Below are 21036 nucleotides of genomic sequence, written 5' to 3' on the forward strand. Positions count from 1 at the left end.
CTGTATTCATTTTTTCCTGGGCTGTAAATTTGACCAAAAGAAAAGCACCTCCAAATATTAGACCGTGTCTAACATTTGGGGTGCACCTCATCAACGGAGGCTCCTTTTTCATAGCTATCATTTTCCGAGAAACAAAGCTTACGAGCTTCTCTTACTCTTCTCTCTCGATCAAATACTAACGAGCACAAACTAGATCATCTCCACAGCCAGGCTGCGGGGATTTTTCGTGCAAAACAAAAGGCCCTGCTGCCTCTTTAAGAGAGAAGCGGCCTGCCTGTTACAATCATAATTAACCCTCACTCTTCGCCTCATTGAATGCTGGTCATAAGGCCTAAATAGGTGGACACTGCAATGAGCAAGCTGGCTACAAACACAAAAAGTACTGATAGCTTTCTCAAAAACCCCCATAACGCTAAGGCCAAAGAAAGGATAGCAGCTGAAAAGAAAGTGACACCCGCTCCGCTCACCTCGAATTCTACAGGCAATGGTGCAGGCAAACTTTCACCATAAATATAATGAAAGAGCGGTGACACTCCATTATGCAGCAAGGCGGTGCTAATTTCATGAGGAGGCGGCTGCTGGCCAAGGACTGCCGTTGCTGTAAAAATAAGCAGAAGGAGAGCACTCTCTCCTTTTATCCACGGGAGAGGGTTAAATGTCGGATCCCTCTTGAGCTTTTTTCTTCCCCAGAAGCCATTAAGAAAAGCAAACAATAAAAGAGGCAAAATGAATAAATGCTTCCATAGCAGCGCCTGACCGTAATTAAGTATCCAGGCGTCTGAATAATGCTCCACCTCTATTCCTAATGTCATCATTCTAATACCCGTCAGTCCGATAAGGAAGAGACAAACAACAGCAAACGGGGTAAACCATTTCAGAAACAAAAGCCAATTGGTATGGCCCTTCCCAAACCAGCCTATCACTACTAAGACACCAGCCCACATACTGACAGCACTTAAGTGAGTGAAATGATCAACAAAGCCCATCGTATCGTTAAGCGAAGCAGAATGCCCCGCCCAACCGATGGTCCCTATTAATAAAAGAACAAACATCAATCCAAGTGCACTGTATTGTCTATCCTCTAAAACAGGGAAAAGAGAAACAAACCAATAAAAGAAAAAGGAGAGGACACACGTCAGCACCCAGGCTTTGCCGATCTCAAAGCTGGATAATACGTTTTGCACAGTCAACGCCCAGCCTAAGTGCACCTGCAGCTGCAAAATCAAATAAAAAACCGGGGCGAGCGAGAAGAGCAGTACTCCCGCTATAGACCACTTGATGACTTTTGAAGAAACAGCAACAACGGGTCTTTGAGCCGCCGGGAGCACATGCAGCAGAAAGACCCCCATTAAAATAGAAAAACACACGTAGAGTAATAGTTCAGTCAGGTATATTACCCAAATCATCTTCTCTCTCTTCTCACAAGCCAAATAACAACTGCTAAGGCCGCAAACAATAGTACTCCTCGCAAGATCGTTTCTAATAAACTTGTGCCTTCCTGATCAGCTTCAGCTGTATCATCGGAAGAGTCGGCTTCTGTTTCTTCTGGTGCCTCAGACTTAAGGTTTTGCTCCTCTTCACCTTCTGTTCCACCAGGCGGTTCAGGCTCTTCTTCTGCCTTTTCAGCTACATCCACCGTGAAAGAATACTCACCGCTTACAAAGTGGCCATCTTCTCCCACAATGCTCCATTTGATCGTATATTCCCCATCCTCTAACGGCTCCTCGACTACTCCAATAAGCTTAGCCCCTTCGTTTCGGAACGTGTGCAGAGCTACTTCCTCTCCACTTTCATGAAACAAAGCAAAGGCACTTCCGTTTTCCACTTCTGTATCAAACGTCAAAACAATCTCCTTTAATCCGTCCGTTACAATTTTTCCTTCATCCGGATTCGCCTCTTTTAGACCTGTATGAGCAGATACAGATGAAGCAAACACCAGTAGTAAGAACAAGAAAAGACAACCTACTTTTCTCAAGATTCCTCCCCCTTCATTTGATCACTATTCGATAAGCTTTCTTGCTTATTGGCGAACAACCAAAAAGGGTTCTGCCGATACAAACGGTGCATGTGAAATCATTTCCAGACTATACAAAAGCAGTCTTTATAACTTACTTTATGTATGGTTAATGGAAATAGACTATAATTCACGACACCGAAAGGGAGATTGGCTTAGTGAAGAAGCAGCCAGCTGTCTCTGGTAGCAGGCGTTCTCTGTAATAGAAAAAGACACTGTTCAGCCATTGAACAGTGTCTCAAACTCATCCTTATGAGTTAGAAGAATCTCCAGCAGGTGGTTCGGTGTCATCTTTTTTTGCTTTGTATGGTCTAATGTAATCTGCTTTTAGCTTCTCATACGCATCGCTATATTTCTCTGGATCATGCACGAACTTGTGGTGGCTAAATTTCATTTTTCCTTTCTTTGCACCGTGCATTCCTTTGTATTCTTTTTTAACATCGTGTTCCTGAGAAGTCCCTTGCCCTTGTGCTGCTGTGTCATCTGTCTCTTCTGCTACTACCTCTGCTGCTTCTGTCCCTGCATCGTCTGTCTCTTCTGTTACTACCTCTGCTGCCACTTCTCCTCCTGTATCGTCTGTGCCTTCTACTATTGCTGCTGTCGCTTCTCCTTCTGTGTCATCTGTGCCTTCTGATACCAGTAGAAGAGCTAGAAGTAACTTCGTTTGCCCTTTCTTTGAGCCTTTCATTTCTTTTTGTTCCTCTTCTGTATCATTTTCCTGTGGAGCGCCTGAAGCTTCTGTGTCTTCTGTTATTGCTTCTGTTCCGGTATCATCTGTGCCTTCCGTTGCCTCTGTTGCCGTGTCTGCTCCTGTATCGTCTGTGCCTTCCGTTCCTTCTGCTGCCACTTCTCCTCCTGTGTCATCCGTTCCTTCCGTTACTTCTGTTACCGCTTCTGCCACTGTGTCGTCTGTGCCTTCCGTTCCTTCTGCTGCCGCTTCTTCTCCTGTATCGTCTGTGCCTTCCGTTCCTTCGGTTACCACTTCCGCTCCTGTGTCGTCTGTGCCTTCCGTTCCTTCGGTTACCGCTTCTGCCGCTGTGTCGTCTGTGCCTTCCGTTCCTTCGGTTACCGCTTCTGCTGCTGTGTCGTCTGTGCCTTCCGTTGTCTCAGTTGCCGTGTCTGCTCCTGTATCGTCCGTTCCTTCTACTACTGCCTCTGCTGGCTCTTCTACAGGTATCGCTTCATCAGCATGCGGAAGCTGTACAGGCTGGGTATTTTCGATAATTCGGAGAGGTCTCATCATATCGTGATCTTCATGCTCAAGGAAGTGACAATGCCAGATGTAGTTACCGACAAATTCCTTGAAATGCATCATAATTTTAGTAACCATTCCAACGTCCGCCTTGACGACATCTTTCGGGCCGCGCTCGTAATCCCGAGGCTCTTCTGCCGGCCCCGTCCATTCAAGTACCCCTTCATTTACATAACGGTCTACATTAAAAGGACGCCGCTCAAGAATTTTAAACTGAACGAGGTGAACGTGTATAGGATGCGGGATTGGAGTAGTGTTAATGAGGTTCCAAATTTCAATGCTGTCGCGTACTGGTGTTTCAGAAGCAGGATCGTGGTACATCCGGTCATTGAGCATAAGCATTGGACGTCCGTATTGATCTGTGGAAGCTGTTAGAGGCAGATCTCTTACAAGATGGGCATGATCCTCGTGCATTTCCATTTCCGGGTATAAAGTTTCTGGAATCTGGCTTTCATCTGTTCCTTCTAGAGGGAGGTCAACCCTAAACTGCATAACCACACTCGTATGTTCACCAGGAAACTCTGTATCATTGTTGACTAATGTAATCTGCTGTCCTTCTCTGCCAGTGAAGTCGATAATAAAGTCTCCCCGTTCAGCTGGAAGCATCTCAACGGAGGAAATTTCCGCCGGCTCACTAAGAAATCCTCCATCCGTGCCGATTTGGAACATGGTCTGCCCGTTATCTAGCGCTAATACATAACCTCGTCTATTAGAAGCATTCAAGATCCGGAAACGATACTTTCTCGGCTCCACTCGCAAGTAAGGCCAAACTTTCCCGTTTACAACAATCGTTTCGCCGAGCACACCCGGTGTAATGGATGGATTCACCGATACTTCGAATCCGGGCGCATAAGGATAAAAGAGAGAACCATCCTCGTTAAATGAACGATCCTGAATCATTAAAGGAATTTCATATTTGCCAGATGGCAGATTCAGCCTCTCCTCCAGCGGATCACGCAGCAGATAAAAGCCCGCAAGCCCTGAATACACATTTAACCTTGTCATTGACATTGCATGGTCATGGTACCATAAAGTAGCTCCCGGCTGATGGTTCGTATAGGAGTGTACCTCTCTTCTGAAATAAGGTCCTGTCATTTCATAGTCACGTGTATACCACGCCTCAGGGAAGCCGTCACTTTCCCAGTCCACATGAGCCCCATGAAGATGAACTACCGTGCGCACATCCGGTGTATCAATGCTGGAATGCAATGTACGGTCAATTGGCAGGAAGTGTTCTCTTGGCAGCTTATTTAAATATTTTACATGAGTAGTTCTATGCTTCATCGCTTCAATTGTAGGACCAGGGCTGATGCCGTTGTATCCCCAAATTCTTGTTTTAGGAAAATCTTTATGGAAACGGTGTTTACCCTCTTTCATCTCAAGCTCATAATAAGAGCCTTTCGGATAGTCACAATGAGGGGTCGGCTTGGCAACTGGAGGCTTCTTTAGCGCGTTCACAAACTTTGGAATCGTGTTTGGATCCGACGGATTTACATGATTACTCACTATGCTTACATCCTTTCTTTATTATTTAATAAAACCCTCAGGCTTTGTCATGTTATCTTGTTATCTCCTATATAATTCAAATGGGTGAATAATCACACCAATTCCTGCAGCCATTGTTTAATAGCCGCTTCCTTACTCACCACCCTCTCACTTAAATTCCATATATAGGAAACAATTACAGTATCATATGTTGTTAAATGCTAATTGACATGGACAGTTATCCTTTGTTCGCCTCATACCTTTCCTTTTTTAGTAAAAAAGTACGGTATCATGAGTCTGCCACCTGCTTGATCTTACATATTGAAAGGCTGTCATATCAGGGCCTGTCTATATCAATAGATTTAAGAGGCTAACTAACTGGCTCTTGCTTCCGAGGAAAACTGCATTGTATAGGGCGATAGCCGTTCATCCTTACAACGTTTGGCATATTATGGAACAAAGGAGGGATTCAGTGTGCTGTTTCTCTATGTAACTGCCTCTTTGCTGATCACTTTATTAGGTATAATGACTGCGATTCATATGATGAAAGACCGCATAGATAAAAACCATATGAAGTTTATGGTTTTGTCTATGGTTATCAGCATGTCTTATGGGTTTACGATCGGCGTTTTAGCCGGCATGATTTTCAACAGCAGTCTTCTCTTTTCCACCTTCATTGCATGTGCGGTTACCACTTTTATCAGCGTAACCGTCTGTTTAAAGCTTCACTTCCACTACCTGGCTGCTATAGAAAGTGCATTCTCGGGGATGATGTCCGCTATGATGGGGACAATGATGGTGGATATGCTTTCTCTTCTGGACAGCTATTATTTTCTAATCAGCTCAGTTTTAGTGACCATTTTAATCGTCCTTCTGAGTATGGTTGATTTATACTCACTTCGATATGCTGATGTTATAAAGCAGTTTAAGCTTTGGCTCGTCTTGGGGATTTGCGGCGTTTTAGCTGTGGTTTTCTTCACCTTTCCCTCCCCTTCCTCTATTACCGAAGATCCTGAAAGCTTAGATAATCAGCCCGAGCAGCATAACCATCATCATTAGCTGTACGTGATATCCGTCTTTTAATATAACTCACAACAATAAAATGAACGCACGCTTATCCCCCTTCCATCGTCAGAAGGGGGTATGGCTATTTCACTTTTATACATAAGAGCTATCTGGAGTTCAGCCTTATCCTTGACAATAAAACTCGTATTCTATTAATATTAATCAGAATAGTCTAAATATTTAGCCTAAAAAGAGGTGATCAAGTATTTTTTGCTATATCTCAACAGGTGAACAACAGAACCATCCATTCAATGAAGGGAATGATGAAATGAGAAAGTCTGTGTACTCCATCCTCCTTGCCTTCGTCCTGCTTATCCTGGTCTCTTCGGCAGGAACGACAGCGGAGGCGAAGGAGAAACCTTCCTCTTTAGCAAATGGAGAAAAAAGCTGCTTACACCTCAATGACTTAACCATCTCCAAATCTTCCATCGGCTTACGCACGAGCGGAGCTTCCGTTACTGATGCTGTATTCGTTGCAGATGAAAAGAATGGGGAGTTTTGTCAGGTAAAAGGGGCCATTCATCCAGTAGACCCTTCAGCGCCTGATATTCAATTCCAGGTGAACCTGCCCTCAGAATGAAATCGGAAAGCACTTCAAATGGGAGGCGGGGGGTTTAATGGCGTCTTAGTAACAGGGCTCGAGAATAACCGTTATGACCCTAAAGACAGCCCCACCCCATTAGCTAGAGGATTTGTTACATTGGGAAGTGATTCAGGTCACGCAGCAAAAGGCAATTGGGATGGCAGCTTTGCGATGAACGATGAGGCGCTAGCTAACTTTGCCGGTGACCAAATCAAGAAAACCCACGACACCGCCTTGGCGATTATTAATGCCTATTATCACACTCAGCCCGAGCAAATGTACTTCTCAGGCGGGTCCGAGGGCGGCCGTGAAGGCTTAGTCGCTATCCAAAAATGGCCTAATGATTATGATGGGGCCGTGATCTTCTATCCTGTATATAACTGGATAGCAAAGGCAATTCAAGATAACCGCAATACACAAGCTCTCCTTAAAAACAACGGCGAAGGGTGGATTAGTCCTGAAGAAAACAGCCGTGTGAATGAAATCGTACTGCAGGCATGCGACTCTTTAGACGGTGCCGAAGACCGGATGATCAGCAACACAGAAGGCTGCGCGGACAAATCCGATCAAATTCTCCAAGACTTAGCACAGGCAGGTTTTTCTAAAGCACAGCTTGAAGTGATCAAAACATTCAACTCACCGATGGAGTTCAGCTTCAAGCTAGCCAATAATGTCACTTCTATTGCTGGTTACTCCCAGCTCGAAGGGGCGGATATCGGCTCCCAATTCGGGACAAGCCCGGCTCCATCATCATTCAGCGAACACGGCGCCATGGCTCAGTTCTCTGACCAGGTACTGCGCTACATGGTAGCTAAGGATGCAAATTTAGATGCGATGTCTTTTAACCCCAATGAATGGAAGAAAGAGATCCAAACAGCCTCCAAACTGCTTGAGCCGTCCAAGCCGAATCTCTCAGCCTTCAAAGCATTAGGAGGAAAGGTCCCGCTCGTTCATGGGACCACCGATCAAATTGTCACTCCATACGGAAGCATCGACTATTATAAGCAGCTTGAAAAGAAATACGGAAATAAGCTGGATGACTTCCTTCAGTTCTATTTGATTCCTGGATATGGCCACGGATACGGTGAATTCAATATGACCGCTGACCTTTTAAGTGAACTAGACAGCTGGGTGTCCACAGGGGAAGCGCCAGTTAATCTAGTAACAGCCGATAAAGAAAGCGAGCGTACCCGCCCGATGTGCGAATTCCCTTCCTGGCCTCAATATGACGGCACCGGGGATACCCATTCAGCGGAAAACTATTCATGCGTACAGCCGTAGGAAGAATCTACTGACAAAAATAAGGCGTCTTATCAGCCGTTGGCTGGCAAGACGCCTTTTAACCTGCTTTTTTTATGACTCTATCATAGACCAGAAAGTCACCTGGGCATACCACTATTCCACTCTTCTTCTGAAAAACACCCATCTTTAAGAATGCTTAATAGGCAATCTGATTTCTACCGTCGTCCCTTCATTCTCTTTGCTTTTAAAGTGGATGGTTCCATGATGCTGCCTGATAATCCTAAAGCACAGCATCAACCCTAAACCGGTCCCTTTTTCTTTGTTGCTGAAGAAGGGCTCTCCTAACCGCTGGAGGCGTTCTTCGCTAATTCCCATTCCGTTATCTCTCACTCTGATAACGACATGGTCTCCTTCTTTCTCCCCTTCAATCTTCACAAAGCCGCCGTTCGGCAACGCTTCAATACTGTTTTTAATGAGATTAATAAATACCTGCTTGATTTGGTTCCCATCGCACATAATGAGCGGGATATCCGGTTCGAACTCTTGAGCGATTTGAACGTTTTGTAAATGGGACTCTGATTCGATCAGGATTTCCACATCTTTCAGTACCGCTTGAATATCTGTTTCCCTTAATCGAATTTCCTGAGGCTTGGCGAGGCTAAGAAACTCTTTAATGATGTCTTCCACCCGGTCAAATTCACTGAACACCACATGAAAGAATTCCGGCTTCGTGATGCCTTGTTGAAACAGCTGGATAAACCCCCTAATAGCAGTGAGAGGATTCCTGATTTCATGGGCGACACCAGCAGCAAGCTCTCCTACCACTGACAGCTTTTCGGATTTAAGCAGCAGCTCTTCTGCTTTTCTCTTTTCTGTAATGTCTCTCCCTACTAAAATAAAATGCTCTACTTCTCCATCTCTCCCCATCACCGGAGTGGCGACGCCTTCGCATAATATCAAGCTCCCATTTGAGTGTAAAAAGTAAGATTCCCCCTCATAAAGAGACTTATCCTTCACCGCCTGTTTAAATTTCTTTATAGCAAACGGGCGGCCTTCAGTACGCATCAACTCAAACAGGCTTTTTCCTTTATAGCATTCAGACGGAGAACCAAGCATGGCCCCAAGGGATGGAGAGGCGTACAAAATCGTTCCTTGCTGATCCAGCAGCATAACAATATCAGAGATGTTTTCTGTAATCAGGCGATATTTATACTCGCTTTCCCGCAAAGCTTCCTCGGCTCGTTTGCGGTCCGTTATATCTACACATGAAGCGATAACCTCCACCACTTCTCCTCCCCGTCTAACGGGACGTAAGCTCGCCAGATAAGGAATCCCATTTAATTCATCTTCATACGTAACAAACTCTTCTCCTTCCCAGGCCCTCTGATAGCACTCTATTTTTTTATCTGCATGCTTATACGGAAGAAAGTCATATAATTCCTTACCGACCACTTCAGAGGGAATGAGCCCAAATCGGTATAATAATTCTCCATCGCAAAGTGTATGAATAAACCGTCCATTGATTTTTTTGAACTTCATAGTCATGCCCTGCTGCAGGCGAACAGTATCCTGCAGGTCTTTTTTGGCCATACGCAATAATTCTTCTGCCCACATTTGTTCGTTAACTTCCCGAGGAATGCCGTATTTTTGAACCTTTTGCTGGACCTCCTGGATGATCTCTTCCAGTTCATCTGCGGGCAACGGTTCACTGAAGAAATAGCCCTGTCCTTCATCACAAAAGTGCTGCTGTAAAAATACAAGCTGATCTTTCGTTTCAATTCCTTCCGCGACGACATTTAAGTTCAAATTATGAGCCATAGAGATAATCGCTTTCACGATCGTGTCATCACTTGGATTATTATAAAGCTCTTTAACAAAAGACTGATCAATTTTTAACGTATCTATAGGAAACTGTTTTAAGTAGTTCAAAGAGCTGAACCCTATGCCAAAATCATCAATGCTTATACGGACACCAAGCTTCTTTAATTGCCGCAGCGCAGAAACGATGCATGTAATGTCCATGGTCATACTCTCTGTAATTTCCAATTCTAAATAATGCGGCTCTAACCCTGTTTGATCAAGAATCTCTGCCACAGTTTCAGCTAAATTGGTTTGATTAAATTGCCTGGCGGACAAATTAACAGACATAACCGTTGAAAAACCCTTTTGCTGCCACGCTTTATTTTGCTTGCACGCAGCACGCAATGCCCACTCTCCAATAGGAATAATCAGGCCTGTTTCTTCTGCAACAGGAATAAAAGTTCGGGGTGACATGATGCCCCACTCCGGGTGATGCCAGCGAAGTAACGCCTCCATCCCTACGATTCTCCCGGTTTTTAAGTTCACTTTCGGCTGATAGTGAAGGAATAATTGATCCCTTTCAATCGCTTTATGAAGCTCCGTTTCGATTTTTAAAGAGTCAATCCCTGTTTTGCGCTCGTTTGAAGAATAAAAGGCATACGTTTTTTTGCCTGCTCTTTTAGCTTGGTACATCGCATGATCCGCGTGCTTCAGTAATGTCTCGACTGTTTTTCCATCTTCCGGAAACAGGCTGATTCCTATGCTGGCGGAGGTAAAGATTTCATGGCCGTTAATGTGAATAGGCGCAGCAAGGGCCTTCATCATTCGTCTCGCCGCCTCGGCTGCTTGCTGTCTATCCGTGTCTGTCAATACGACAATGAACTCATCGCCGCCCTGGCGAAAGATCATGTCCACATCATCTACAGATACCTCCAGCCACTTCTTTACTTCCTTTAAAAGAAGGTCCCCTGTATGATGGCCTAGTGTGTCATTGATCACCTTAAACCGGTCCAAATCAATAAATAATACCGCAATCTCCTGTTTCTTCTCAGAAGCTTGCATCAATTCTTTAGAAAGACAGGAATACAGCATGTTGCGGTTAGGCAATCCTGTTAAATAATCATGGTAAGCCATGTATTCATTAGACTTTTCTACCTCTACCTGCTGGGTGATATCCCGTGCGACACCAAATATCCCATCTATTTGCCCGTTTACAATAGTAGGTACAACGGTCACACTTAAATGAACGATGGAGCCATCCGCACGGCCAATAGATGTCCTGAAATTTTGCGGCATCCCCTTTCTTGCCAACCCAAAATAATGTTCAGCCCGCGCTCTTTCCTCAGGGACAATGAGATCGCGGAAATGGGTGCGGTGAACAAGCTCTTCTTTTCGGTAACCGGTCAACTGTTCGCAAACCGTGTTGCAGCTTTTAAAATACCCGTGTAAATCAAGAGAATACAGACCATTTTCGCTGTGCTCAAACAATGAGTCGTATCGCTGAGTGCTTTCAGCTAAATGAATATTCGCCATTTTGCGCTCTGTAATATCTTTAACAACCCCCGTACTGGAAATCACTTTTCCTTTCTCATCTTTAGCCAGATTGGCAGATTCTTGAATCCATCTCATTTCTCCATCTGAACGAATAATTCTGTATTCAACCTCCGATGATCTTCCTGTCTCCTGCGTCTCGATATGGCGTTCAACAACTTCTAGATCCCCTGGAAAAACGGCATGCTTCCATGTTTCAGGCGACCTTTGAAAGTCTTCTTGTGTATAGCCGTAGATGTTCGCCAGCTCGCTTGAAACCCAAAAGGAATTGTTTTCAAAATCCTTGTACCAGACTGCTGCATTAAGACTATCAATCACTCTCTTTATTAATCTCGTATCTCCGTTATGTTTAAATAGATCATTCATATACCCCGTATTCATTTGCATTCCTCATTCGTTAGATTCTTTTAGCCTTACAAATGTAAGAAAACTCACCCTCGAAAAGGAAAAGCCTCTCCCATAGCCTTCAGAGATCCGGCTATCGCCCACCTTCTGCCCAACTTTGTTTCCTATTTTATATCGTTCATTATCGACACTATTTCTACTAGTATCGTCTTCAATCACCTATTTTTCTCATGATTAATACTTAAATGAGGTTTTAAAAGCAAAGCCTTGATCGATACCCCTTATCTAATTATACACATGAAAATAGAACTTATTGCAAAAAAAGGAAGACATTTTGAACGAAGTTAGTCGAATCACCATTTATCATTAGGAAATTATGAAACACTTACTATATAATTAACCTTACGTTCAACTTAGAAACAGGGGGACCCATTCATGGAAGCTAAAAAAACAATAAAAGCCGGCGGTGTCGAGTTAAAGTGGGATTTAGAAGCAGGAAAAGTGCTGTTTGATGGTGGAGATGTTGTATTCTTTTGGGTATCAGCCATGAAAACATTCTTTGACACCATCAGAGAGATCTCTGGTACAGAAGCAACGAATCTCGTTCTAGAAGCCACTGGATTTCGACAAGGTATTGTCGTGGGAGAAGGATATAAAAAAATAGCCGGTGTGGATCAAACGAACGTGATTCAGTGGTTATCCAATACCTACTCGCCGGCTGGCTGGGGCAAAGCAGAAATTAAAAAAATAAATGCAGAAAAAGGTGCCTTTACCCTGCATATTCAGGATGATTGGGAATTCAAAATGAATAGCCTCGACAATAAGAAGTCCGAAGGCATCTTTGTGCCTGCCCATTATGCTGGCGTCTTCACAGGCTTATTTGGACAAACTTATTGGTATAACATTCTTCAGCATCAAAATGAAGCCAATGCCTATAGTATCGTTGAATATTTCCCTTCAGATGTGGCCAGCATCGAGAAAAACATCTCTGAATTGACAAAAAGGCAGGAAAGAGAGCAAATCAAAGAGCTTGAGCTATTGGTTGATGAAAAAACTAAAGCCTTGCTGGAGCTAGTAAGAGAACTTTCTTCCCCCCTTATTCCCGTACTGGAAGGTATTACGGTTGTTCCTCTCATTGGAACATACGATGAACAGCGCGCGAAAGATTTGTTTGAGAACACCCTTAATAAGTTACCTGAACATAGAACGAAATATCTTTTACTCGACTTAACAGGCCTGCAAAACAATATTACCTCTCTGACAGCAGACTTAATTGAAAAATTAGGGTCTGCCGCCAAGTTGCTGGGTACTGAAGTTATTCTCGTTGGCATATCAGCTGAATTAGCGATAAAAATCACGAATAGTTTGACAAATTTAAGTAAATTCGAGTGCCTTCAGTCTCTTCAGCATGGTATTTACTATGCATTAGGTAAAAGCGGCAAAAGGATTGTGTAACGATAAATAACTAACGAAAAAGGCGTCTGACATGGACGCCTTTTTCGTATATAGCTGCTAGGTGCAGCTAGATTAAGAGGACAGATTACCGTTCCTCTTCACAGCGGTCAAGCACTCATCCAGGATTGTTATAACCTTCTCCACCTCTTCCTTCGTAATGCAGAAAGGAGGAGCCAAAGCGATCGTATCCTGTCCTTCATAAATAATGCTTCTTCCGACCATGTTGCGTTTCATTGCTTCCTCCGCAACTTTCGGAGAAACAGGATCTTCGTATCTCTTCTTGCTTTCTTTATCCTCAAAGATCTCGAAGGCCCGCAGTAAGCCGATGCCCCGAATGTTGCCGATGCCCTCATGACGCTCTTGAAGCCAATGGAATCCCTTCTCTATTTCCTCACCCATGCGCCGAACATTCTCGACTAACCCTTCTTGTTCGATAATCTCTAAGTTTTTCAGGGCGACCGCACAGCACATCGGGTGGCCGCTGTATGTGTACCCGTGCATGTACGCCCCATCAGATAAGTCTATTAGTTCATCTCTCAGCTTCTCCGAAATGACCATTCCGCCAAGGGGTGCATAACCGCTCGTGATGCCTTTAGCCATACACATCACATCCGGTGTAACGCCGAAATGCTCCATGCCGAATGTCTTGCCGGTCCGGCCAAACCCGGTAATGACCTCATCAGCAATAAAGAGAATGTTATGCTCATCGCAAATGTCTCTTACTTGCTGGAAATAATTCTCCGGCGGCGGATTCACGCCTCCTGACCCTTGAACCGGTTCAGAAATAAAGGCAGCAATGGTCTCCGCCCCTTCCCGCTCGATCATTTCCTTTAATGATTCAATCGTGGAATCCACATAATAGAAATCCGGTGCCAAAGACGGGAAGCTGCGGAAGGCGGGCAGTCCTGTGGCACTCGTGGCCCCTACTGCTACCCCGTGGTAAGATTTCTTCCTTGAGATAATTTTCTTCTTCTCCGGCTGGCCCTTTAGCTGCCAATAATACCGGACCGTTTTAAATGCCGTATCATTCGCTTCGGATCCCCCTGAGGTGAAGAACGTCATCGTTAAATCTCCTGGTGCCATCTGGGCGACTTTCTCCGCCAGCTCAATGACCGGCTCGTGACTGTTCGTCGCGAAGGTGGAGCTGAAGGCCAGCTTCTGCATTTGCGCCATCGCTGCCTCTCCAAGCTCTTTCCTTCCATGGCCAATATTCACGTTCCATAAAGAAGACAAACTGTCGATATACTCTTCTCCTCTGATGTCCTTTAAATAAATGCCTTTTCCTTCAGTAAAAATAAGGCCGGGACCCTGCTGTTGCTGCTGCTTCAAAGAAGTGGTCGGGTGCATAAAGTGTCGCTTATCTTTTTCAGCTAGGCTTTCATACATTTTTTGCAGACTTTCCGTTGATTGTACGGACATGGTTTCTCCCCCTTATATAGAGTTTGGCTGCCAGCTTTGATTGAGCTTAAAACAAACCACCTTCGGCTCCGTCATTTCCTGAATCGCAAATCTCACACCTTCCCGGCCGAGACCTGATCCTTTTACTCCTCCAAAAGGCATGCCGTCAATGCGGTAATCGCTACTGTCATTTACCATAATTCCCCCGACATTTAAATGACGGATGGCTGCAAAGGCCTTATTTAGGTCCTTTGTGAAAATTCCTGCCTGAAGACCGTAATTGACATCATTGGACCGCTCAATCGCTTCTCCTAAATGATCGATCGGATAAAGCAAAACAACAGGACCAAATATTTCCTTTTTCGCAATCGTGCAGTCATCCGGGACATCCGTTAACACAGTCGGTGAATAGAAAGCTCCGTTACGCTTTCCGCCAGCTAATAAGCCCGCTCCCTTCGACACCGCTTCATTCACCCAGCTTTCAACCCGCATCGCTTCTTTTTCATTAATCATCGGCCCGACATCCGTCGATTCCGCCATTTTGTTCCCTGTCTTGCACTGATTCACCTGCTGAATCAATAAAGAAGAAAAGGCTTCAAAGGTCTCCTGCTCAATATACACCCGCTGCACGCCGATGCAGTTTTGTCCTGCCGCGCAAAAGGCGCCTGAGACGATCGATTCCGCCGCCTCCTGAAGGTCGGCGTCCTTTAAGACAATGACTGGCGAATTGGATCCAAGCTCCATGCTGATCTTCTTGAGCCCTGCCTTTCGGGCAATCTTTTTGCCTGCTTCTAATCCCCCTGTAAAAGAAATCATTCGCACATCCCGATGCGTCACTAATGAATCCCCGATCTCGCTCCCGTTTCCTGTAATAACAGACAGTACTTTCTTCGGGAGCCCCGCTTCCTCAAACGCTTCAGCCAGAAGAAGAGCACTTAAAGGCGTCGCTGTAGCCGGCTTCACGATAATGGCATTCCCTGAAGCAAGCGCCGGTCCTACCTTATGGGCAACGAGGTTCAGCGGATCGTTGAAAGGAGTGATGGCCCCGACAATGCCGATAGGAAACCGGTAATAATAGCCGACACGCTCCTCGCTTCCTTTCATTTGATCAAAAGGAATGGTCTCTCCATGAATCCTTCTTGCCTCTTCCGCACTGATTCTTAGTGTTTCAATACAGCGTTTCACTTCTTTTCTTGCTTCACGGATCGTTTTGCTGCCTTCTCTGGCAATGGTGATGGCGTACTGTTCCTGGCGGTCCTCAATATATTGGGCCGCTCTATTTAATATGGCCATTCTTTCATGGACCGGCATAGAAGAAGCGATCTCTGCACCAGCTTTCGCTTCCTCCACAGCAAGGAGCATATCCTCTGCTGATGCTTTTGGCACTGTGCTGATAATGGAATGATCTTGCGGATCGTGGACAGCGATGGTCTCTTCTTTTCCAATCCAGTTTCCTGCGAGGAACATCTTATGGGCAGATACTTTCGTTCTCATAGGGATCACACCTCTCTATGAAGGAATTAGCAGATGCTTAAGCATGTAACAGGTCTATCGCCGACTGGGCTAGAATCGCGGCCCCCATTGGCAGACAGCGTTCATCCAAATCAAATACGTTCGTGTGCAAATCACGGTCTATTCCATCTGGTAAGGAACAGCCGAGAAAAAACATAGCCCCCGGTATTTTTCTCGTCATATAGCCGAAATCCTCACCCCCTAGGCCAAACGGCTTGCGGACGACACGGAGACCCGGGTACAGCTGTCTGGCTGCCCGCTTGATGACTTCATTGACAGCGGGATCATTCGTTAGCGCCGGCTCTCCCCGGTCGACCGTTAACTGGTAGGTGCCCCCAAGCGGAACGACGACTTGAAAAGCGGCTTCGATCTCCTTCGCTAAACGGTCCCTTTCTTCCGGAGAATACGTGCGCAATGTTCCAGTCACCGACACTTTGTCAGGAATGACATTGCTTGCCGCTCCGGCACGCACTTCTCCAATGCTGGCTACCGCTGTGTCTAAAGGGGAAATTTTCCGAGATGTGATACTGTAAAAGGCCTGCAGCACATGACCGAGCATCCATATAGGATCCGTCCCTAAATGCGGATAGCCGCCATGGCCTCCTGTGCCGAAAATCTCCCCATGGAAGACATCTACATTGGCCATGCTGTAGCCATCATTCACTTGAATCACTCCAGTTGGCTGCCAAGGACACATATGAAGAGCAAGAACAGCATCCACACCATCCAGTACGCCCTCTTCCATCATACGAGGCGCTCCCGATAAGCCTTCCTCATCTGTCGCTTCCTCTGCTGGCTGAAAAATCAGTTTGACGGTCCCTTGAAAAGATCCTTCCTTTGCTTTTCCGGAAAGAAGGTGGGCAATACCGAGCAGGATAGCTGTATGGGCGTCATGGCCGCATGCATGCATGACGCCTGGATGTTTAGACATGAAATGGTGACCTGTCTTCTCTTCAATAGGCAGCGCGTCCATATCAGCACGGATCGCCACTGTTTTCCCCGGGCCATTCGAAAGGGTCGCTACCACCCCTGTCTTTCCGACATGCGTCTCTATACCGAGTCCCTCTATCTTCTGTAATTCATCAGCTATGAATGCAGCTGTCTTGTATTCCTGGAAGCTAAGCTCCGGGTACTGGTGAAGGTGCCTTCTCCATTTGATGAACTGCTGTTCCATCTCCTGTGCTTCTAAAGCGATTGGCTTTTCCTGAGCAGCCACCTGCTCTCCCCCTCCCTCGCTAGCTGAACGATATTTTTTTATTTTCTATGATCAGCCCGCTCGTCTTTTGTGCTTTCAACCATTTGTAAGCATAAAGGGCAATAGCCGTATCCTGGACACCAGTTCCCGTTAAATCACAAACCGTGATGTCTTTGTCGCTCCTTCTTCCTTCTATCCTTTTAGCTGTAATTTCGCCAAGCTCTATGGCTTGGTCGGCCGTTTTCCCGTCTCCCTGCTCTGCAGCATGATGAAGTTCCCCTAAACGGAGGCACTGGTCTTTCCTGTCGCAGATTATCCGGTCCGCCTTGTTTAAGACCTCTGCCTCAAGTTCCTGCTTCTCCTCCGCATCCGATCCCATAGCGGTAATATGGAGACCGGGATGAAGCCAGTCAGCTTTGATAATAGGGTCCTTAGCAGGTGTAGTGGTCACGACAATATCGCAGCTCACTACTACCTGCCTAGGAGACGAACAGGCCGTCACCTCTATTCCGAGCTCCTTTTCCACTTCTTCCTTAAATGCCTGAACCTTTTGCGGTGAGCGGCCGTAGACAAGCACCTGTTCAAAGCGGCGGACAAGCTGAAGCGCTCTCAGCTGATAACGCGCCTGTGCGCCTGTGCCGATAATTCCCACCGCCTGAACCTCTTCCTTCGCCAAATGCTTCGCCGCCACAGCTCCAGCGGCCGCCGTCCGCACTTCGGTTAAGTAGCCATTATCCAGAAAAAGGGCCTCCGGCTCGCCCGTGACCGTACTGACGATCATCATCAAGCCGTTCGCACTCGGCAGGCCCAGTTTATAATTATCAAAGAAGCCAGAAGACACCTTAATGGCAAAGAAAGGTTTACCGGCCACATAAGCGCTTTTTATATCTACTTCCCCATTGCTTTCTTCGATATCAATGCGCATGATAGGTGGAGTGATTACTTTAGAAACAGCCAAGTCCGTAAATGCTTCTTCTATTACACGCACAGCCTCCAGATCAAGTCCGACGCATGAACGGATCTCCTTCTCTGTAAAGATCATCATTCGCATCACTTCCTTCTCTTACAGGAGAATGCTCGGTTCTCCCTTAATCATTAACTCACGCGGGAAATGGGATAATACCTCGCAGCCCGTTTTTGTCACAATAAAGGATTCGCTAATTTCAATGCCGTAATCATCGAACCAAAGGCCGGGAATTAAATGAAAGGCCATATTAGGCTGCAAGACAGTTTGGTCCCCCTTTCGAAGGTTCGCTGTGTGCTCTCCCCAATCAGGCGGATAGTTCAGTCCCATTGAATAACCAAGCCTGGATTCTTTCACAATGCCATATTTAGTGATCACCTTGTTCCAGGCTCTTTCCACCTCTTCACAAGTCACTCCCGGCTTCACCGCATCCAGCGCTTCGTTTAATCCTTCAACGACAATCTTTGATACATCCATAATCCGGTCAGATGGCTTGCCAATGGACACCGTTCTCGCAAGCGGAGCATGATACCTTTGGTGGCAGCCCGCAATTTCAATGATGACCATTTCTCCGTGCTTAAAAGTCTTATCAGACCAGGTAAGGTGCGGGGTAGAAGTGTTGGCCCCCGATGGCAGAAGCGGAACAATTGCTGGATAATCCCCGCCATATTCCTTTGTGCCGCTGATCAAGTCCTTGTAAATGTCAGCGACTACATCACACTCCCTAACCCCCTCCTCAATCGAAACAACAGCTGTCTTCATCGCTTTTTCAACAATTTTTCCAGCACGCTTCATATATTCGATTTCCTTATCTGATTTTATGAGGCGCACATAGTTGATTAATAAACTGGCATCTATAAAACGAGCGCTTGGCAAATTCTTCTTCAGCCGTTCATACATGAGCGCCGAGAAATAATAAGACTCCATCTCAAGACCGATCCGGCGGTTATTCTGACCAATCTGCGTTAATATTTGGGCCACAAAATCTGCGGGATGCTTCGCTGCGGAATGAACATGGTCCTCTGGATAAGGAATGATATGATCCTTATAAAGCCAGGTCGTGGCTTTTGCCCCATTGGCATCCTGCTTTCTTCCAATCCAAATGGGCTCTTCTTCATCAATCATGACAACAAGCATTTGATCTACATAAAAGGACCAGCCATTATAGCCCGATAAATAATTCATATTGGCCGGATTTGTCACAAGCAGCACTTCAATTCCCTGCTCCAGCATTTTCTTTTTCGTTTCCTTGACACGCAGCTTATATTCCTCAATGCTAAACGACAGCATCGCACTCGCCCTTTCTGTTGGGTTTCATCTTACTAATATTCTAGGAAGAAAACATAAAAAATACATTCAACAATATGTATGAATTTTCAAAAAAATAATCCATACAAATTGTTGAATGAAAACACCCAGTTTCTTCTCCCCCTGTTTCAAGCACATAAAAAAAGAGTTGAAGACGGTTCAACTCTTTCAGGTTACTTATTTCGGAAACGTTCCAGCTTTTCTTCAGGAATGCGCCCTGTTGACCATATTTTTATGCTGAATTCTAATAAAAACAACGCATCAGGGTCGATAAGCGTCAAGCCGGTCAGCGATTCAATTTTTCTTAACCGGTAAAGCAGAGATTGCCGGTGAAGCTTCAATTCACGTGCCGTCTGGCTGACATTTCCGCCGTTCTTGTTGTAGATGGTGAAGGTATGAATCAGATCCATCTCCCTTTTCCGGTCATAATCCAGTAAAGGAGCAATCGTTGAAATAGCTACATCCTGCACTTCCTCATTCAACGATAAATTCAATAGCAGCCGGTTCATTCTTGTTTCTTCAAAATGGAAACGCTGACCGATCCCTCTTTGCTTCCTGCCCATGTCAAGCGCCGCCTTTGCCCGCTCAAAGCTTTGGCTAAAACACATGAATCCATCATTATGCTTGCCAATCCCCCAGGAGAAGATAGCCCCGGGTATCAGCTGGTGGAAGCGCCGTTCAACCAAGTCAATGAGCTGATTAGCCGTATCCGAGGTCGACCGCTCTGTATGCTCTAAATAAATAATCAGCATCCGTCCATCATTGGCCACCAGCATGCGGCGATGAAAGCCGGTCGATAAATGAACAAGCTCTTCCTGTATAGATGGCATCATTTTTTCGACCCATACAGGCTTAGCATGTGTCCCTTGCTCCATTAATGCCCCCTCATTCTCCATATAGCCGACTATGCACTCGTATGGGCGGTGGATATCCATATGAAGTGAATCTGCCCGAAAGCTTTTGTAGCCGTCTGATAGGCTCTTGCCCTTCGCCAAATCCAGCAAGAACTCATTCTTCCGGTTATATTCTGCTTCCTTTAACACGTGGTTACGGGAAAACCAGAGAGCAATCGCGATGATCGTGTATTCTATGATAGTTAAAGGCAGAGGCCCGCATTGGAAATCTTCCGGGGTAAGCATAAATAAGTCCCCTTCATGCATACCGTTTGTTTGAATAGGAAAATGAAAGAGCTGTTCTCCTTCTAATCTTGCACTTCTCATCTTTCCCTCTAATGGGTGGGGCGGCTCGCCTTCTGCCTGATAGGCGGTTAGCTGCTTTGATAACGTAAAAACACGCCCAATATCTGCGCTCCCTGCGACTGGATCTCCCCTTTTATTTAACACTAAAAGAGGCTGGCGCAACTCAGCCTCTATATAACCAATCAATTTATCCAGCGTGTCCCCTGCCAAAATCATGTCAATTAAGGTTTGATGAATGTCTTTTGAAGCGTTTAACTCCTCTTGCTTCAGGTGATTGAGCTTCACCATAACCTCCTGAATAATGTCAGCAAAACGAATGTCCCACGGGATATCGATCATGATAAACTTTTTTTCCTCTGCAAACCGAAGAATCGGCTCAGGTATATCAAATACATGCCGGCCTGTTGCAATCGCGAGCGCCGAGGCTCCAGATTTATATACATCCTTTACAAATTCCAGCAGTACCTCCGGGTCTTCCCGGCAGCCAATACCAGTCGTCAGCACGAATTCATTTTCCCGAACGAAATTCTCCACGGGACCTTCAATGACCGATACCCACTCTACGGTCCGCTGATCCAAGACATCCCTTCCTGTCTTCACAGTTGCCGGCTTCAATATAGAGAGCTGCGCGATATCTTGAACATTCAGATACATGCTGTTCACCTCTC

13 protein-coding genes and 1 pseudogene are annotated in these 21036 nt (G+C 45.6%); 4 read left to right on the forward strand and 10 right to left on the reverse strand.

From position 1 onward, the window contains the following. Positions 1-308 precede the first annotated feature (308 nt). From QY97_RS15180 to QY97_RS21090, 3 genes are all read right to left on the reverse strand, one after another. The gene (locus tag QY97_RS15180) at positions 309-1406 is read right to left on the reverse strand and encodes a copper resistance D family protein (RefSeq protein WP_039234571.1); all 1098 of its coding nucleotides are present in this window, start codon (positions 1404-1406) and stop codon (positions 309-311) included. Then, on the reverse strand, positions 1403-1975 hold the full coding sequence (locus tag QY97_RS15185; RefSeq protein WP_039234569.1) for a copper resistance CopC family protein: 573 nt from the start codon (positions 1973-1975) through the stop codon (positions 1403-1405). Before QY97_RS15185 ends, QY97_RS15180 begins: the two co-directional genes overlap by 4 nt. A 289-nt stretch (positions 1976-2264) precedes the next feature. Further along, positions 2265-4772, reverse strand: a complete 2508-nt coding sequence (locus QY97_RS21090; RefSeq protein WP_198402943.1) for a multicopper oxidase — start codon at positions 4770-4772, stop codon at positions 2265-2267. Between the two features lie 453 nt (positions 4773-5225). On the opposite strand from QY97_RS21090, the gene QY97_RS15195 reads away from it, so the two are divergent. From QY97_RS15195 to QY97_RS15200, 3 genes and pseudogenes are all read left to right on the forward strand, one after another. Next, positions 5226-5810 carry a hypothetical protein gene (locus tag QY97_RS15195; protein ID WP_039234564.1) on the forward strand — a complete coding sequence of 195 codons (585 nt, stop codon included), beginning with the start codon at positions 5226-5228 and terminating at the stop codon, positions 5808-5810. 274 nt (positions 5811-6084) lie between these two features. Further along, positions 6085-6396, forward strand: coding sequence for a hypothetical protein (locus tag QY97_RS19665; protein ID WP_052728994.1), 312 nt, complete (start codon positions 6085-6087; stop codon positions 6394-6396). Positions 6397-6408: 12 nt separating this feature from the next. Further along, a pseudogene (locus QY97_RS15200) lies at positions 6409-7680 on the forward strand (tannase/feruloyl esterase family alpha/beta hydrolase); the annotation flags it as partial. A gap of 147 nt (positions 7681-7827) precedes the next feature. Here the strand turns inward: QY97_RS15200 and QY97_RS15205 are convergent. Further along, on the reverse strand, positions 7828-11373 hold the full coding sequence (locus QY97_RS15205) for an EAL domain-containing protein (RefSeq protein ID WP_052728996.1): 3546 nt from the start codon (positions 11371-11373) through the stop codon (positions 7828-7830). A 399-nt stretch (positions 11374-11772) separates the two neighbouring features. Here QY97_RS15205 and QY97_RS15210 point away from each other — a divergent pair, with 399 nt between their 5' ends. Further along, positions 11773-12792 carry an STAS domain-containing protein gene (locus QY97_RS15210; protein ID WP_039234562.1) on the forward strand — a complete coding sequence of 340 codons (1020 nt, stop codon included), beginning with the start codon at positions 11773-11775 and terminating at the stop codon, positions 12790-12792. A gap of 72 nt (positions 12793-12864) precedes the next feature. Here QY97_RS15210 and QY97_RS15215 read toward each other — a convergent pair whose 3' ends face one another. The 6 genes from QY97_RS15215 to QY97_RS15240 form a co-directional block, all read right to left on the reverse strand. Further along, positions 12865-14211, reverse strand: a complete 1347-nt coding sequence (locus tag QY97_RS15215) for an aminotransferase family protein (protein WP_039234559.1) — start codon at positions 14209-14211, stop codon at positions 12865-12867. A 12-nt stretch (positions 14212-14223) separates the two neighbouring features. Continuing rightward, positions 14224-15684 (reverse strand): aldehyde dehydrogenase family protein, encoded by a 1461-nt coding sequence (locus QY97_RS15220; RefSeq protein WP_039234556.1) that lies wholly within the window; start codon positions 15682-15684, stop codon positions 14224-14226. Between the two features lie 37 nt (positions 15685-15721). Continuing rightward, positions 15722-16918, reverse strand: a complete 1197-nt coding sequence (locus QY97_RS15225) for a M20 metallopeptidase family protein (RefSeq protein WP_039234553.1) — start codon at positions 16916-16918, stop codon at positions 15722-15724. Positions 16919-16937: 19 nt separating this feature from the next. Then, positions 16938-17942, reverse strand: coding sequence for a cyclodeaminase (locus QY97_RS15230; protein ID WP_039234550.1), 1005 nt, complete (start codon positions 17940-17942; stop codon positions 16938-16940). An 18-nt stretch (positions 17943-17960) separates the two neighbouring features. Beyond that, positions 17961-19151 (reverse strand): M24 family metallopeptidase, encoded by a 1191-nt coding sequence (locus QY97_RS15235; protein WP_175286660.1) that lies wholly within the window; start codon positions 19149-19151, stop codon positions 17961-17963. Between the two features lie 191 nt (positions 19152-19342). Further along, positions 19343-21022, reverse strand: a complete 1680-nt coding sequence (locus tag QY97_RS15240) for a PucR family transcriptional regulator (RefSeq protein WP_039234547.1) — start codon at positions 21020-21022, stop codon at positions 19343-19345. Positions 21023-21036 lie beyond the last annotated feature (14 nt).

Source organism: Bacillus thermotolerans, assembly GCF_000812025.2.
In the GTDB taxonomy this organism is placed as follows: Bacteria; Bacillota; Bacilli; order Bacillales; family Domibacillaceae; genus Quasibacillus; species Quasibacillus thermotolerans.

Coding starts and splice junctions, on each gene's coding strand:
- QY97_RS15180 (WP_039234571.1), bottom strand. CDS start 1,406: ATGATTTGGGTAATATACCTGACTGAACTATTACTCTACGTGTGTTTT.
- QY97_RS15210 (WP_039234562.1), top strand. CDS start 11,773: ATGGAAGCTAAAAAAACAATAAAAGCCGGCGGTGTCGAGTTAAAGTGG.
- QY97_RS15235 (WP_175286660.1), bottom strand. CDS start 19,151: ATGCTGTCGTTTAGCATTGAGGAATATAAGCTGCGTGTCAAGGAAACG.
- QY97_RS15205 (WP_052728996.1), bottom strand. CDS start 11,373: ATGAATACGGGGTATATGAATGATCTATTTAAACATAACGGAGATACG.
- QY97_RS15240 (WP_039234547.1), bottom strand. CDS start 21,022: ATGTATCTGAATGTTCAAGATATCGCGCAGCTCTCTATATTGAAGCCG.
- QY97_RS19665 (WP_052728994.1), top strand. CDS start 6,085: ATGAGAAAGTCTGTGTACTCCATCCTCCTTGCCTTCGTCCTGCTTATC.
- QY97_RS15220 (WP_039234556.1), bottom strand. CDS start 15,684: ATGAGAACGAAAGTATCTGCCCATAAGATGTTCCTCGCAGGAAACTGG.
- QY97_RS15230 (WP_039234550.1), bottom strand. CDS start 17,942: ATGATGATCTTTACAGAGAAGGAGATCCGTTCATGCGTCGGACTTGAT.
- QY97_RS15215 (WP_039234559.1), bottom strand. CDS start 14,211: ATGTCCGTACAATCAACGGAAAGTCTGCAAAAAATGTATGAAAGCCTA.